Annotated in this window: 13 protein-coding genes; all 13 read left to right on the plus strand. The window is 22.8% G+C overall.

The features are described from left to right. The first annotated feature begins 6 nt into the window (after positions 1 to 6). On the plus strand, positions 7 to 2397 hold the full coding sequence (pheT, locus tag HMPREF1871_RS03685; protein WP_066130206.1) for a phenylalanine--tRNA ligase subunit beta: 2391 nt from the start codon (positions 7 to 9) through the stop codon (positions 2395 to 2397). 9 nt (positions 2398 to 2406) lie between these two features. After that, entirely contained in the window at positions 2407 to 3000 is a 594-nt protein-coding gene (gene plsY, locus HMPREF1871_RS03690) for a glycerol-3-phosphate 1-O-acyltransferase PlsY (protein ID WP_066130208.1), read from the plus strand. Positions 3001 to 3015: 15 nt separating this feature from the next. Further along, positions 3016 to 3867: a bifunctional 5,10-methylenetetrahydrofolate dehydrogenase/5,10-methenyltetrahydrofolate cyclohydrolase gene (locus HMPREF1871_RS03695; RefSeq protein ID WP_198145761.1), complete on the plus strand. Its 852-nt coding sequence runs from the start codon at positions 3016 to 3018 to the stop codon at positions 3865 to 3867. A gap of 335 nt (positions 3868 to 4202) precedes the next feature. Continuing rightward, positions 4203 to 5948, plus strand: coding sequence for an ATP-binding cassette domain-containing protein (locus HMPREF1871_RS03700; RefSeq protein ID WP_066130210.1), 1746 nt, complete (start codon positions 4203 to 4205; stop codon positions 5946 to 5948). Between the two features lie 14 nt (positions 5949 to 5962). Then, positions 5963 to 8956: a lantibiotic dehydratase gene (locus HMPREF1871_RS03705; RefSeq protein WP_066130212.1), complete on the plus strand. Its 2994-nt coding sequence runs from the start codon at positions 5963 to 5965 to the stop codon at positions 8954 to 8956. Then, positions 8943 to 10196, plus strand: a complete 1254-nt coding sequence (locus HMPREF1871_RS03710) for a lanthionine synthetase LanC family protein (protein ID WP_157058057.1) — start codon at positions 8943 to 8945, stop codon at positions 10194 to 10196. The genes HMPREF1871_RS03705 and HMPREF1871_RS03710 overlap by 14 nt, the downstream gene beginning before the upstream one ends. A gap of 30 nt (positions 10197 to 10226) precedes the next feature. After that, entirely contained in the window at positions 10227 to 10430 is a 204-nt protein-coding gene (locus tag HMPREF1871_RS03715) for a hypothetical protein (protein ID WP_066130216.1), read from the plus strand. Positions 10431 to 10470: 40 nt separating this feature from the next. Beyond that, positions 10471 to 11403, plus strand: a complete 933-nt coding sequence (locus tag HMPREF1871_RS03720) for a CPBP family intramembrane glutamic endopeptidase (protein ID WP_066130218.1) — start codon at positions 10471 to 10473, stop codon at positions 11401 to 11403. 158 nt (positions 11404 to 11561) lie between these two features. Further along, positions 11562 to 11765, plus strand: coding sequence for a hypothetical protein (locus tag HMPREF1871_RS03725; protein ID WP_066130220.1), 204 nt, complete (start codon positions 11562 to 11564; stop codon positions 11763 to 11765). Between the two features lie 83 nt (positions 11766 to 11848). Continuing rightward, the gene (locus HMPREF1871_RS03730) at positions 11849 to 12802 is read left to right on the plus strand and encodes a CPBP family intramembrane glutamic endopeptidase (protein ID WP_066130222.1); all 954 of its coding nucleotides are present in this window, start codon (positions 11849 to 11851) and stop codon (positions 12800 to 12802) included. Positions 12803 to 13152: 350 nt separating this feature from the next. Beyond that, positions 13153 to 14166 carry a methionine ABC transporter ATP-binding protein gene (locus tag HMPREF1871_RS03735; protein WP_066130229.1) on the plus strand — a complete coding sequence of 338 codons (1014 nt, stop codon included), beginning with the start codon at positions 13153 to 13155 and terminating at the stop codon, positions 14164 to 14166. Between the two features lies 1 nt (position 14167). Further along, positions 14168 to 14827, plus strand: coding sequence for a methionine ABC transporter permease (locus HMPREF1871_RS03740; protein WP_066130224.1), 660 nt, complete (start codon positions 14168 to 14170; stop codon positions 14825 to 14827). Between the two features lie 397 nt (positions 14828 to 15224). Continuing rightward, positions 15225 to 17469: hypothetical protein (locus HMPREF1871_RS03745; protein WP_157058058.1), on the plus strand; the 2245-nt coding region annotated here is incomplete at its 3' end.

Below are 17469 nucleotides of genomic sequence, written 5' to 3' on the forward strand. Positions count from 1 at the left end.
AAAAAAATGTTACTAAGCTATAATTGGTTAAAAGAATTAATAAATATAGAAGATAATGCATATAATTTAGCAGAAAAAATAACAAGAAGTGGATTAGAAGTAGAAGAAGTATTAGATTTGTCAAAAAATTTATCAAATATAGTAGTAGGATATGTAAAAGAAAAACAAAAACATCCTAATGCAGAAAAATTAAGTATATGCACTGTAGATGTAGGTGAAGAAGAGTTACAAATAGTATGCGGAGCACCTAATGTAGAAAAAGGACAATATGTAATTGTAGCAAAAATAGGAGCCAAGTTAAATAAAATTAAGATAAAAAAAGCAAAACTTCGTTCTGTAGAATCACAAGGAATGCTTTGCTCATTAGAAGAATTGGGAATAAATAGTTCACAAGTTCCAAAAGAATATCAAAATGGAATTTTTGTATTTAACAAAAAACAAGAGTTAGGAGCGGACGTAGTTAAACTTTTAGGATTAGACGATAAAATTATAGATATAGCTATAACTCCTAATAGAGCAGATGCTTTAAGTATGAGAGGAATTTTTTACGAAGTATGTGCAATATATGATAAAAAAGATAAGTTTAAAGAAATTTTTGAAGAAAAAGAATATGAAAAAACAGATTTAAAAATCAATTCAGAAAGTGATTCATGTAAAAAATATTTTGGACAAGTTATAAAAAATGTAACAATAGAACCTTCACCACTTTGGTTGCAAATGAAACTTATAAAATCAGGGGTAAGACCAATAAACAGTGTTGTAGACATAACTAATTATGTAATGTTAGAGTATGGTCAACCAATGCATGCTTTTGATAAAGATAAATTGGGAGATAAAATTCTTATAAGAGAAGCTTTCGATGGAGAAAAAATAATAACACTTGATGGAAAAGAAAGAGAATTAAAAAATAATGAATTAGTAATAACTGATACACAAATACCAGTAGCGATAGCAGGAGTTATGGGAGGGGAAAATACAGAAGTTACTAATAACACAAAAAACATAGTGTTTGAATCTGCATATTTTTCAGCAGATTCAATAAGAAAAACCTCATCACAGCATAATCTTAGAAGTGAATCATCACAAAGATTTGAAAAAGGGATAGACCCTAATTTACAGAAAAAAGCTTTAAACAGAGCGGTAGAATTATTAAAAGAAATTTGTCCTAATATTATAGTAGAAGAAGAAGTGTCTATAGGTAGTCACTTAAAAGAAGAAAAAATAGAAGTAACTTCAAATTATTTAAATAATTATATAGGAATAAATATAACAACAGAAGAAATTAGAAAAATATTATTATCATTAAATTTCAAAGTAGAAGAAAATGACGATAAACTTATTGTAGAAGTACCAACTAGAAGAAGTGACATAAAAATAAAACAAGATCTTGCTGAAGAAGTAGCAAGACTTTATGGATATGACAATATAGTTTCAACTCTTCCTAAATTTTCAAAATCTACAAAAGGAGGATTAACATATAAACAAAAATTAATAAAAAATTTGAGAAATTTATATATAAATTTAGGTTTCTATGACACTATAAATTATTCACTATTATCTGAAAAAGAAGCAACGCAATTTACAGCTAATAGACATAATACAGTTAAATTATTATTACCTATGTCAAATAGACATTCTCATTTAAGACAAAGTTTGATACCAGGATTATTAAAATCATTACAATATAATTATGCAAGAAAAAATGAAAATTTAAAATTATTGGAAATAGGAAAAGTATTTTTTGCGAAAAATAATGAAAATATACAACCAGACGAAAAAATGTATATTTCAGCCGTCTTAACAGGAAAAGAAAAAGAAACAAAATGGTTAAAAGAAGAGCAATCGATTGATTTTTTCACAGCTAAAGGTTATTTAGAATTAATATTTAAAAAATTAGATATTTTAAAAGACATATCTTATAAAAAAATAAATATGGATTTACTACATCCTGGAAGAAGTGCAAAAATATTTTATAAAGATATAGAAATAGGAATAATAGGAGAAATTCATCCTACACATGAGAGAGAATTAGGCATAGAAAAAACTTATATTTTTGAAATAGATTTAGATTTAATATTAGAAAATGTAAAAAATAAATTTATTTATAAAGAAGTTTCAAAATATCCTACAGTTACTAGAGATATAGCAATGCTAATTTCTAAAGATGATACTTATCAAAATATAAAAGATATAATAAAAAATATAAATAGTAATCTAATAAAAGAAGTTTCATTATTTGATGTATATGAAGGAAAAGGTTTACCTGATAATAAAAAATCTATAGCTATTACAGTATCTTATAATAATAGTGAAAAAACATTAACAGAAGAAGAAATATTAAAAATTCATGATAAAGTATTAAACTCACTGATAGAATATGGTGTAACAATTAGGTAAGGTAATTATATGAAAGTAGTAATATTAATAATTATATCCTATTTATTAGGTTCAATACCTTTTGCACTAATAATAGGAAAAATATTTTATAAAAAAGATATAAGACAAATGGGAAGCGGAAATTTAGGAGCGACTAATACTATAAGATGTTTAGGAAAGAAGGCAGGAATTTTAGTATTTTTATTAGACTGTTTTAAAGGTTTCGTTTCACTTCTAATAGCAAATAAAGTATTAGGAGATATAAGTTATTTAACACTCTTTGGAGCTTTTGCAATGATAGGGCATATATTTCCTATCTTTGCAAATTTTAAAGGGGGAAAAGCTGTAGCAACAGCAACTTCAATATTTATATATTTTTATCCATTTTTATCTATCATTTTATTTATAATATTTTGTTTAAACATATTAATAACAGGCTATGTTTCTCTATCAAGTATTATGATAGCTTTGTTGGGTGGAATATATATATTTGTGTTTGAAACAGGTTTTGATAGATATATAATGGTAATAATGTGTATATTAGTTATATATATGCATAGAACAAATATAATAAGAATTTTAAATGGAACCGAAAATATATCCAAATTAAAAATAAAAAAATAAATTTAAGGTAGGAAAATGATTAATATAATTGATGGAAAAAAGATAGCAAAAAAAATTAGAGAAAATATAAAAGAAAAAGCACTATTACTGAGACAAAAAAGCATAATACCAACCATATGCGTAATTATAGTAGGAGATAATAAAGCATCAAGAAGCTATGTAAATTCAAAACACAAAGCTTGCATGCAAAACGAAATAAATTCAATTATAAGAGAATTTGAAGAAAATATAAAAGGAGAAATATTACTAGAAGAAATAGATAAATTAAATAATGATAAAAATATTCATGGTATTCTAGTTCAATTACCACTTCCAAAACATATTAATGCAATGAAAGTACTAGAAAAAATATCTCCTGAAAAAGATGTAGATGGATTTAATCCAATAAATGTAGGAAAATTAAATTTAGGAATAGCTACATTGATACCTTGCACACCTTTAGGCATAATAAAATTAATAGAAAGTACAAAAGAAGATATAGAAGGGAAAAATGCATTAGTAATAGGAAGAAGTAATATTGTAGGAAAACCAGTAGCAAGCTTACTTCTTAACAAAAATGCTACGGTAACAATAGCACATTCAAAAACAACGAATTTAAAAGAACTAGTAGCTGAAGCAGATATAATAGTAAGTTGTGTAGGGAAAGCACACTTTTTAACTACTGACTATGTCTATAAAAATAATGCAACAATTATAGATGTTGGAAATAATTACAAAGATGGGAAACTAGTAGGAGATGTAGATTTTTTAAATGTAAAAGAAAAAGTAAAATATATATCGCCTGTACCTGGTGGAGTAGGGCCTATGACTATAACAATGTTAATGCATAATACACTATTAGCATGTGAAGATCAAATTAATTTATAAAATATTTATTAAAATAAAAAAAGAAATCAAAAAAAAACGCTTTAAAATTGCTTTTCAAAAGGTATTTTGAAGCGTTTTTAATAAAATTATTTTGTATTATAATAAAAATAAAAGATATTAATTATAAAATTAAAAAACGGAATATATTTATATACGCACACGAAATAAATAATCAAAAAAGCATATCAAAATAGATTTTAAGCATTAAAAATAAAATATAATATATAAGAAATATAAAAAAACTTGACATATAACAAGAGGCAATATATAATGTATATAAGCGTATTAGTATATAAAAAACATTAAAATTTTAGAGATGAATTTGTTATAAAAATATGGAAATAAAAGTTTTTAAAAATTTATTATGGGCAATAAAAAATATAGTATCTTTTGATGTAAAATATATTATAATAGCTATTTTTACAATGGTTATTGGAGGGGTTTCTCCTGCAATATATACAATATTAACACAAAAGATAATCAATAATTTACAGTTAAGTAATAAAATAATTTTTTTCTATCTATTACTATATGTTTTGCTTGAGTTTTTTGAAAGTTTTTTTAATAATTTTATAGAGTATTATAAAATGAAATTTAATTTATCGTTTAATTTAATGATAAAAGAAAAAGTGGTAGAAAAAATTTCAAATTTAAAATTGAAAGATTTTGAAAATAGTGAAATATATGACGTTATAAATAGAGCAAAAAATGAATCTGAAGGTAAAATAATAAGTTATATAGAAAATTTTGGAATAATTATATCTAATATTATTTCTTTTATTTCATTTGTTAGCATTATTCTTTTCTTTAAATTTTGGATAGTGATAATAATATTAATAATTCCTTGTGTGAAATATATCATTACTAAAAAATTAAATATATTAAGTTTTAATATAATAACAGAAAGAACAAATAAAGAGAGAAAAGCTTGGTATTTTCAATATCTTTTAACATATGGAGATTTTTTCAAAGAAATAAAATTATATAATTTATTTCCATATTTTATAAAAAAATATAAAAAATATAATGAAGAGTTTAATTTACAAGATGTTTCAATTGCCAGAAAAAAAATGTTATTTTTTGGAGGGATAACTTTGATAGAAGTTATTATAGACGGATTTATTTTTTACAAAATAATCAGTTATGGATTTTTAGGTTTAATTTTAATAGGAAATGTATTAATGTATATGAATTCTGTAACTAAGAGTAAGATGAAATTAACGGAAATTTTACAATCATTTGCTTTTTTAAATAAGGAAAGTCTTTTTATGGGACAATTGATTTACTTTTTTGATTTAGAAGAGGTAAATGAAGAAGAATTATTAGAAATAGAAAAAATAGAAAAAATTGAATGTATAAATTTAAGTTATAAATACAAAAAAAATAAAGAATATACTTTAAAAAATATAAACATAAAAGTAGAAAAAAATAAGAATATTCTTGTAGTTGGGAGAAATGGTAGTGGAAAAACTACTTTAATTAAAATTTTATTAGGGTTATATGATGATTATGAAGGACATGTATATATTGATGGAATAGAACTTAAAAATATAAAAAAAAGTTCTTATATGAAATATGTTTCTAGTTTATTTCAAGATTTTATAAAATATGAGGGAACATTTAGAGAAAATATATCATATGGTGATTTAGAAAATAAAACTAATGATTTGAAATTGTATAATGTATTAGAAAAATTTGATCTATTATCATTAGTAAATAGAACAGAAAAAAAATTAGATAGTCAAATAGGATATTGGTTTGATAATGGGAAACAAATTTCTTTGGGAGAGTGGCAAAAGATAGCGATTTCGAGAGCTTTTTTAAAAAAATCTAATGTAATAATATTAGATGAACCTAATTCTGCACTAGATAGTATTTCAGACTATAGATTAAATTTAATGTATAAAGATATTTTAAAAAACAAAATAGGGATTATAGTTATTCATAAATTTAAAAATATAGTGAATGATATGGATAGAATTTTAGTATTAAATAATGGAACTATTGAAGAAGAAGGTACACATAAAGATTTAGTTATAAAAAATGGATTGTATTCAATGTTATATAACCTTCAAAAATAAAGGAGAGTAAAATTATGGGTAAATATAAGTATTATAATTATTTCATGAATAGAACTACATCAGTACCTATAAAATATTTATTTGATTTTGAAAAACAAGATTCTTTAGATATTTATGAGTATATACAAAGTAATAAATATCTTGATATGTTTTTTCAAAAAGCTTTGTTTATATCAAGTCCAACTATGTATTATAGTTATAAGAATAAACCAAAATCTAATAAAAAATATAAATCATTTATTTCTTCTTTATTAAAATATTTCATAAGAGCTACAACTAGGTCTACACCTTATGGGTATTTTTCAAAAGTATCTATAGGTAATTTTTCAAGCCAAAATAAGTTAATTTTTAATAGTGATATTATTGATGTAATTATTGATAGAGAGTGGATTGAGAATGTTACTTATAGTTTAGAAAAAAAGATATTTTATAAGTTGAAATTTAAGTTAAATTCTATAGCATATCAAAGTGGGAATAGATACAAAATACCTTTTGTATCAAAAGATGATAAAAACGTTAAGGATAAAAGTGTACAAGAAATAAGTATAAAATATACAAACTTAATAAAATTATTAGAAAAAGAAGTAAGTGTTTTTTTATCTTATTCTAAAATAAAAATTATTTTAGAAAAGGAATATCCAAATATTGAAGAAATAGATATAAAGAATCTAATAATATTTTTATTAGAACAGGAAATTATATATTCTAATATAAAAATACCTACATATTGTACAAATGAAATAGAATACCTAATTAATGAATTAGAAAATATAGAGTACTTAAAAGAAGAATATGTTGTTTTAACAAAGATAAATAATTTTATAAATGATTTAAAAAAAGAAAACTCTTTAATTTTATTAGAAGAAATTGAGAGTGAAATGAAGAAATTATCATTTTCTAATGGGTATATATCTATAAATAATGGAATTAGTTGTTATGAAAATACATTAGATAAAAAAATAGGAGAAAGATTATGTGATTTTCTAGAGTTAATCAATAAAATCTCTATAAAAGGTAGTAAATTAAACAAATTTAAAGAAAAATTTTTGGATGAGTATGGAGATTTAGAAGAAGTTTCATTTATAAAAATAATAGATAAAAATTTATTTAATGGCTTAGAGTATGTTAATGAAGATTATAAAATAGATTTAGATTATGAAAACGAAATTAATTCTATAATTGATTCTAAAATTTTTAAAGCTATTATTAGTGGTAAAGAAGAAGTTAACTTTAAAAATGAAGATTTTAGAAATGTAATTAAAAAAGTAGATTATAGTAAAACGTTAGATTTAATAACTATTATTTCAGAAAGTAAAAAAAGTTTACCAAAAATATATATAGGATCTGCAATAGGTTCATCTAAATGTGGTGCAACTATACAAAGATTTAGTAGTTGTTTAGATGAAAAAATGATAGCAAAATATAATGATATATATATTGAAGAAAAAGAAGTATATAGAGATTTTTTACTTGTAGAGTTAAGAGAACAAGGAAAAAATTTAAAAACTAATAATATTATTAATAAAACTGGAAATTATGAATATTCTTTAGTAATAGGGACTACTTTAAATAATAATTTCAAAGAGATAACTATAGATGACTTATATGTAGGAATTGACAGTAATAATAATACTTATGTTAAATCTTTTAAATATAATAAAAAAATAAAATTTGTATGTGATAATGCTTTAAATATAGAATTATGTTCTCCTTTATTAAGATTATTGAAAGCACTCAGTGATGATAGTGAATATTTTCCAGAATTAAGAATAGGAGAGTTTAGAAAATATGAAAAATATAAATATATTCCAAGAATTAATATAAATGATATCATAGTAGCTAATAAAAAATGGGTATTTAATTCAAATGATATAAGAAAAATATCTTTTGATAAATTTAAGGAAGATATTGTAAAAAACAAAAAAATATACGGTATGCCTAATGAAATTTATTTAGTAAGATTTGACAATAGACTAAGAGTAAATTTAAGTAAAGATTATTATCTTAATTTAGTATATAAAGAATATTTAAAAGTAGATTCTTTAATTTTTGAAGAACTCGAAAAATGTTATTTAAAAGAAAATAATAAAAATATATCAGAGTATAATATTAGTTTTTATAAAAAAAGAGAAAATAAAGATATTTCAGATAAATTGCATCAAATATTAGAAGATGAAGAAAATATAGAATACAGGCTACTAAAAAATGGATGGGTGTACTTTAAATTATATGGGTGTAACTCTAGAGAAGATGAGATAATAACTAGTTATTTAGAAAAATTAAAAGATAAATTAAAAGAAAAAAATTGTTTTTTTATTAGATATAGTGATGAAATAGGAGGACATTTAAGAATAAGGTTTAAATTTTCTGATGAGAAAAGAGCTTTGCATTCATTAAATAATATTCTTTTGTGGGCTGATGATTTAAAAGAGAAAAAACTAATAAAAAAAATAGTTTTTGATACTTATAGAAGGGAAGTTATTAGATATGGTGGAAAAAGTATAATAGGAATGTGTGAAAAACAATTTTTTGTAAATTCATCTATAGTTAGTGATTTATTAAATCAAAATAATATAGATTTTAACGAGGAAGATGCGTATTTTTTAGGTATTATACAAATATTAAATGTATTTTCACGTGATTTAAAAGAATTAGAAAATTTGTTAAATTATAGAGTTTCAGAGGATAAAGATTTAAAAAAATATTTTTTCAGAAGAGAAAAAGAAATTAATAATAAGATTTTAAATATAATTTTTGAAAAAAATAATTATTCAAAAAATTTAAAATTATTATTACAAACTGAAAAATATATACTAGAAAAAATTTTTTCTAAGATTAAAAATAAAAATAATAAAGAACAAATAATTTTTTCGCTAGTTCATATGTTCTGCAACAGACTAAAAGGAAAAAATAATTTAGAAGAAAAATATTTATTTTTAATAAAATATAGTATAAAAAACATTAATGAGCTTATTAGAAGAGGATTAATTGATTATGAAAAACAATGAAATTCTAAATGTTTTATCAGACAAAACAAAAAAAGAAATTATTTTATATCTAAATGAAAGTGTAGAAAATTTTTTAAATATTTTTGAGAATTCTAATTTTGATGACTTAAATATTGAATCATATTTCTATTTTTTGGTAAATTTATTAGATAGTGAAAATTTTAAGGATATAGAAGAAAAAATCAAAGAAAATATTATTAAGATATTGGAGTATAAAAAGACTCTGATATATCAAGGAACAAGCGAAAATTTAAGGGGAATACTAGATGGAGTATTATTATTTAGTTATTCATTATATAAATTAAAAGATATTGCAAATATGAAGATAAAAAATTTTCTAAAATATTTTCAAATACAAAGCGAAAGAGAAATAACATATTTTTTAGAAGAGGTAAAAAAAAGGAGTTTAGTTTTTTCATATTATGATTTAATATCGGGCTGTTCTGGTTTTTTAAGATATTTATTAAATGTACAATCTAAAAATTTAATTTTAATAGATAGTATAAGTGAATATTTAATTAGTTTGGCAGATGAAAAAAAATATAGAGGTAAAAATATAATAAATTTTCATATAGAAGGTAAAAACCAGTTCCAAAAAATTGAAAAAATAACACAACCTTACGGTCATGTAAATTTTGGATTGGCTCATGGAATAATATCTTCAATAATTGTATTATCGGAAGTATTTAAAAAAAATGGTAATAAAAAAATAAAACATGTAATAGATAAATTAATTAAACTTTATGAAAAAGTAGAAAATAATAATGATGTTTTATCATATCCTATGCAACTTTCATATGAAGATTATGTTAGCGAAACTTATAAAGGGAAAGATATTTGTAGTTGGTGCTATGGTAATATTGGCATAGTTAGAGGGTTAATGATTGTTTATAAAAATATTCAAGATAAATTAAAATATAATAAGTACAAGGAAGAATTAATAAAAATAATAAGTAGACCTATAGATGACTATAAATTAGAGTGTCCATATATATGTCATGGATATGCAGGTGTTATAGCAATACAATTAGTATCATATAAAGAAACAAAAGATAAAAGGTTTTTAAATAAATTAAATCAAAATATAGAAGCAATATTTAAATTAGAAAAAGAAAATTTTATAGGGAAGGAGGATTATCAAGAAGATATAGGTTTAATAGAAGGACAAGGAGGAGTGATACTTACACTATTAGGAGTTTTTACAGAAGAAATGTTATTTAAGGATATGCTATTAATTTAAAATTTTAATAAAAAAAAGGAGGACTAAATCATGAAACATGAAGATTTTGACCTTGATTTAAGAAAGGTCAGTGTAGAAAAACAAGAAATAGAAGCAAGAAGAACAATTCCTTTTATTCCTATATCTACAATTAAATGTCGTGAATCTATAGTACAACCAACAACAGGAATGACTCAAGCTTGCTGTAATAGAAATATAGAGATGGATAAAGATATAAAAGTAAGATGTCAGTAGTAAATATTTTTTATTATTTTATATGCAGAGAGGTAAAATTATGAATATACATAGAAAAAAATTAAAAATATTTTTTATATTTTTAATATTAATAAATTTATTTGCATATTTATCAATGATTAGTGGATTAGTTTCAGAAAATTTAATAGTTAGCTATATAATGGTTATACCAGGAGCTTGTGTATCAATGGCTATATACAGGTATGAAAAAAACAAATTAAATTATTTGAATTATATATTAATAGGAACATTTATTATTTTGAGTTTGATAATGGTAACTTATATATTGTTTGGATATTTAGGTATTGAAATTAATAACTTTTTAATTAATTTATTTCAAATAGTAGTTTCTATATCTAGTATTAGTATAATAATATATTTATTAATAACAAGTTATGATAAAAATAATAAATTGAATATCTTTAAGAATTTTAAAAAAGGAATTAGGTATATTGGAATTACAATATTATTTATGTTGATAATATCATTATTTTTATCAATAAATTATCAAGATGTAATATTTAACTTAATTATTTCTATATTTTCTATTTTAACAATGATACTTTATTACATAGGGCAAGAATATGCTTGGCGAGGATATCTTCAAGATATCTTTCAAGATAAATATGGAAATATACTGGGAATATTATTACTAAGTATACTTATAGAATTAATACATTTTCCTATAATGTATACATATTTAAAAATGGATACATTTGGAATAATATTAAATGAAATGATAATTATGGGAATGGGAATATTTTTAGGATATGTATATATGAAAACAAGAAATGTTTGGATATGTTCTTTTATACAATTTTTAGTAAATATTTATTTTGTATCAATAGGTATTTCTAAGTTAAATAAAGAAGTGTTATTTACAAACACAAATATTGGATATTTTCCTATAATTTTATCATTAGTATTTTTTACATTTGTTTTTACAAAAGAGTATAGAAAAAATCTATATTAAAAAATTTTATAGGGAAGGAGGATTATCAAGAAGATATAGGTTTAATAGAAGGACAAGGAGGAGTGATACTTACACTATTAGGAGTTTTTACAGAAGAAATGTTATTTAAGGATATGCTATTAATTTAAAATTTTAATAAAAAAAAGGAGGACTAAATCATGAAACATGAAGATTTTGACCTTGATTTAAGAAAGGTCAGTGTAGAAAAACAAGAAGGAGAAGCAAGAAGAACACCTACTTTAATAACATTTTCATTGCTAAATAAATGTAAATCGACTGTGCAACCAACAACAGGAATGACTCAAGCTTGCTGTAATAGAAATATAGAGATGGATAAAGATATAAAAGTAAGATGTCAGTAGTAAATATTTTATAAATTAAAAAAGCAAAGTGGAAATATTTGTTTAATATTTTCACTTTGCATATATATAATTAGGGGATGTATATGAAAACAGAAAGAAAAAAATTAAAAACATTTTTTATATTTTTAATACTAACAGATTTATTTGCATATCTATTATCTTATAATAATATTATGTCTGCTCACGAAGTAGCATCTTATATGATGGTTTTACCAGGAGCAGGAGTTTCTTTAGGGATGTATATGTATGAAAAAAATAAGTTAAATTACTTAAATTATGCCTTATTATTATGTTTTTGTGCCTATATTTTATTAATATTATCGTATATTTTTTTAAAAATTATATTTAGTTTCTTTAATATTATAATTATTAATTTTGCAGAAGGTTTGATCGTTCCTATAGGAATGATATTTAGTGTTGGAACTTTTTTATATGCTTTAATAACAAGTGAAAACAAAAAAGATGAACTATATATTTTTAAAAATTATAAAAGTTGTTTAAAATATATTTTTATTTATATGTTAATAGAAGTATCTATTATGAAAATTTTCGCAAGCATTAATGCTTTTGATATAATAAAAAATTTTTTCTATTCTATATTTGTTGTTATTATAGTAATGTCAATATTTTTCATAGGGGAAGAATATGCTTGGAGGGGGTATCTTCAAGATATATTTCAAAATAAATTTGGTAAGAGAATAGGTATAATATTATTAGGAATTTTATGGGAAACATGGCATTTTCCTCTTTGGAATTCATATTATAATGTAGATATTTATGGTAATATTTTTAGATATATTAGTGTAGTAACTATTGCAATATTTTATGGATATGTATACATGAAAACAAGGAATATTTGGCTATGTACCTTATTTCATAGCATAAATAACTTTTGTTCTTCTGAAGTGAAAAATATAGAAATTTTTAATAAATATTTTTTATTTGAACAAACAAATGTGGGATATGGAATTATTATATTATTTGTTTTAGGAATTTTATTATTTTTTACAAAAGAATATAGAAAAGATTTAACATAATATTTGTGGTAATAAATAAAAAATATCTTGACAATTTTATTTTCTAATGATATACTTTATCACAATAAATAAAGCAAAAACATTGATGAGTAATAAATGAATTATTTAAAGAGAGTGTAGTTAGGTGAAAGTACACAATATGAAGTTTATGAATATGGTCTTTGTATGCTAATAAAGTGAGCAGGTCAAACTTTATTCGTAAGTACCACGTTATAGGTAAAGCTATGTTAGTAGTGAAGTAAAATTTAAGGTGGTACCGCGTTTAATATAACGCCCTTATTCTCATTTGGAGAATAAGGGTATTTTTTATTTTTAAAGGAGAAAAAATTATGGGTGAGATAAATAAAAATATAATAGAATTAAAAAAAGTAAAAAAAACATATAATAATAAAGTTGAAGCATTAAAAGAAATTAATTTAGAAATTAAAGAAGGCGACATATATGGAATAATAGGATATTCTGGAGCGGGAAAATCTACGTTGATAAGGTTATTAAACGGATTAGAATTAGCTACAGAGGGAGAGGTAGTAATTGACGGGGATGATTTTTCTAAAATTAGTAGAGAAAAAAGAAGAATAAAAAGACAAAATATAGGAATGGTATTTCAACATTTTAACTTACTTTGGAGTAGAACAGTAGCAGAAAACATAGAATTTCCTTTAGAAATATTAGGAATTGAAAAAAATAAAAGGAAAGAAAGAGTTGAAGAGTTAATAAAATTAGTAGGATTAGAAGATAGAAAAAATAATTATCCTTCACAGCTTTCAGGAGGGCAAAAGCAAAGAGTAGGAATAGCTAGAGCATTAGCAGGTAAGCCTAAGATATTATTATGTGATGAAGCAACCAGTGCACTAGACCCAGAAACTACAGCCGATGTGTTGGAGTTAATAAATGAGATACATAATAAAACAAATATTACAGTAGTATTAATTACACACGAAATGAATGTTGTAAAAACACTTTGTTCTAAAGTTGCAGTAATTGATGGAGGAAAAATTGTGGAATCAGGCGATGTTCTTGATGTATTCTACAAACCTAAGAAAGAAGTAACAAAAAAATTCTTAAAACAAACAGAGTTTATTTCAGAAAAATCAGCAGATAGCAGTATAAAAAATTGGAAAGAAACTTTTGTTAATGGAAAAATAATAAAATTATCATTTGATGATAAGCACTTTAATGAACCTATAGTAAGTAGTTTAGCAAAAGAAAATTCGGTAACTATAAATATAATTCAAGGAAAAATAGATAAAGTAAAAACAGGGAATATAGGAACTTTATATATACAAATTATAGGTGAAAATGAAAATATAGAAAAATCAATAAAAAAATTAGAAGAATTTAACATTTCTGTGGAGGTATTATAATATGGATTTTACAAGAATAAATTGGGACAAAATAACAGAAAAAACTATAGAAACCCTAGTAATGACATTTGAATCACTAATTGCAGTATTTATATTAGGAATAATTTTAGGTTTATTATTATATTTAACATCAAATAGTAAAAATAAAATAATTATTTCTATTTATGCTATTATAGCAGCAGTTGTAAATATTTTTAGAGCAATACCATTTATTATTTTAATAGTATTATTAATACCATTTACAAAAGCTATAATAGGAACTATATTAGGTGTTCAAGCAGCGATTCCCGCGTTAATAATTTCAGCAGCTCCATTTTATGCTCGTTTAGTAGAAATAGCACTTAGAGAAGTAGATAAAGGGGTAATAGAAGCTGTGAAAGCTATGGGAGCAAAAAATTTAACTATAATAACAAAAGTTTTAATACCAGAAAGTAAACCTGCACTAATATCTGGATTAACAGTAACAGCTATAGCACTTGTAGGTTCTACTGCAATGGCAGGAGTTATAGGAGCAGGTGGACTTGGTAATTTAGCGTATTTAGATGGATTTCAAAGAAATAATAATACTGTTACAATTGTATCTACAATAGTAATATTAATAATAGTATTTGTAATTCAATATTTAGGAGATTTTTTTGTTAAAAGAGTAGATAAAAGATAAAATATTAATTTAGTTTAAAAATATGAAAAAACATTTTATGAAAGTTTAAACAATAATAATAATATTAAAATATCAGCTATATTAAATTTAATAGCTGATATTTTTTATATGAAAAACAAATAATATAACCATTTAACAAAAATAATATATTTAAAATTTTAACTTTAATATAAAATTATACTTTTGAAAAATTAAAGTAAAAAAACATTACAAAAATAAATTTTCAAAAAAATATTGTAAAAGTTATAGTATGCTATTAATACACATAATACTACCTTTAGAAAAAGAAAGTTTAAAGACTTAAATATATAAAAAAATGTTAACATTTTCAAAAAACATTTGTTATAATAAAAATGTAGCATTAGGGAGATGAAAAAAAAGAAAAGGAGTAGTTAAAATGAAAATAAAAAAACTTATAGCAAGTTTTTTAGCGATAATGCTTATTTTTTCAACAGCATTAGCAAGTAATATTTTAGCAAAAGAACAACAAACAACTAAAATATCAACAGTAACTTATGACAAAGTTACTAAAAAAAGTACTAAAACAGTAGGAGAATTAAATTTTGTTGTAAAAAATGGTTTCCCATTAAAAGAAGTTACAAAATTCCAATCAATTGATGGCGTTGCCGAAATGCCACAATTAAAAGATGGTTTTTATAATGTAACATTAGAAGAAAACAATTATTATCAAATGAGTGATACACCTGTAACTGTAGAGAATGGAACATGGACTTTTGAGGGTGAAGATGGAGATAATATTTTAACTGTGGAAAAAAAAGAAGGAGTAGAAATACCATCTCCAAAACCAAATGAAGAAGAAATAGAAAAAGTACTATTAGTTCAAGGAGATAATATTTCAAATTTATCGGGACTAGAGTTTGAAATTTCAGATGGTAAAAATAAGGAAAAAGTAGTAGTAGATAATAACGGAGCGTTAAACCTTAAAATAAAAGAAAATAAAAGTTATATATTAAAATTATTATCAAAAGAAAAATATGAAATGCAAGATATTTCATTTAAATGTGTAAAAGGGACCTCTGATTTTGGAACTCCTATTTATAAGCTTATAGGAAAGGATAATAAAGAAATATCATCAATAAATTTAACTAAAAAGCAAAAAGTAAAACAAGAACAAGAGTTCACCTTTAACGTTTTGTGCGGAAGCTGTGGTAAAATTTCTATAGCAAAAGAAATGAATTTTAAAGTTGAAGATAATTTGGGAAATAAAAAAATATATAAATCAAATCAAGGCATAGTAAAATTCAACTTACTAGAAGGAAGTAAATATCAAGTTTCTTTACAAAAGGACTCTGATTATTCAATGGATATTGTTAATATAGAAGTAAAAAATATTGAAGGGGAATTAAAAGTATATTCTGATAATAAAATTTTTAAAGATTTTATTATGACAAAAATATCTAATACGGAATGTGTTGAAACACTTTGTAGCTTTTCAGATAAGAAAATAAAAATGGCTGAAATACCAGTTAAAGTAAATGAAAATGGTTTGTTAAGGGATTTAAAAGCTGATGAAGAAATGATTTTTGACTTATATGATACAAGTAAATCTGAACCAGTAGGAGAAGTAAAAACAGTTAATGGAAAAATTCCATCACTTGAAGTTTACGAAAAAGACGACTATATACTTTTTACAAGTGAAAAAAACAAAAAATTCATAATGGCTGACACTCCTTTTAAAAAAGAGGTAAGTGAATTATATTTTATATCTAATGGGACAGGTAAGTTACCGATAAGACATAAAACAAAAAATCCTTATGCTGAAGGCGCTAAATTAAATATAGACTATTTAGAAGTAAGACATTTGGGAAAAGATGAACAAATACATAAAAAATATTATATTGACTATATTAGAATAAAACAAGATGAAAATAATCCACAAGATTATAGCAAAGTTAAATTTATTTTTACAAGTGAATATGATACTGTAACAGCTACCACTTTACAGGAAGATCAGTGGGGAGTTCCATTAACTGGAATAGAATTATTAGAAAATGTGCAATATTCTGTAAGAGTAGAAGATCCAGAAGGAAAATATGCAATTGAAAACTTTCCATTAGTACTTGTAGATAAATCAGAAAGAGGACCACATCATCCATTAGGGTGGGGAGATGGTAAATATGTGTTTAATCATTCTTATTGTGGCAATGCAACATTTCTTACTTTAGTGAAAAAAGGCACAGAAAATGATCATAATACAGAAATTGTGTGTTCAACTGGAAATACTACAATTACAGGAATGAATTTTAAAGATTTAAAATTAAGAACAATTCATCCAGATAAAAGTGAAGTAGCTAACATAGCTAAATTAAAAAATAAAGACTTTGATTTGTATAGATTTAAATTAATAAATCCAAAAAGATGCGAAGTTACAAAAATGGCTGATGGTAATTTTGCTATTCATAGAAAAATAAAAGATAATAAAATAGTAGAAAAAGTATATCAAGTTAATAAAGATAAAACTTTAACAGAACTTAAATTTAAACAAAATAAAAATATTGTTGATATAGATACTAAAACTTTATCAATATACGATACAGTAATTTTATATAGAGATAACAATGAAAAATCTTTGGAAGAAGCAAAAGAAAATATAATAAACAAAATAGGCTACTTAGACAATC

Source organism: Gemelliphila asaccharolytica, from assembly GCF_001553005.1.
Classification (GTDB): domain Bacteria; phylum Bacillota; class Bacilli; order Staphylococcales; family Gemellaceae; genus Gemelliphila; species Gemelliphila asaccharolytica.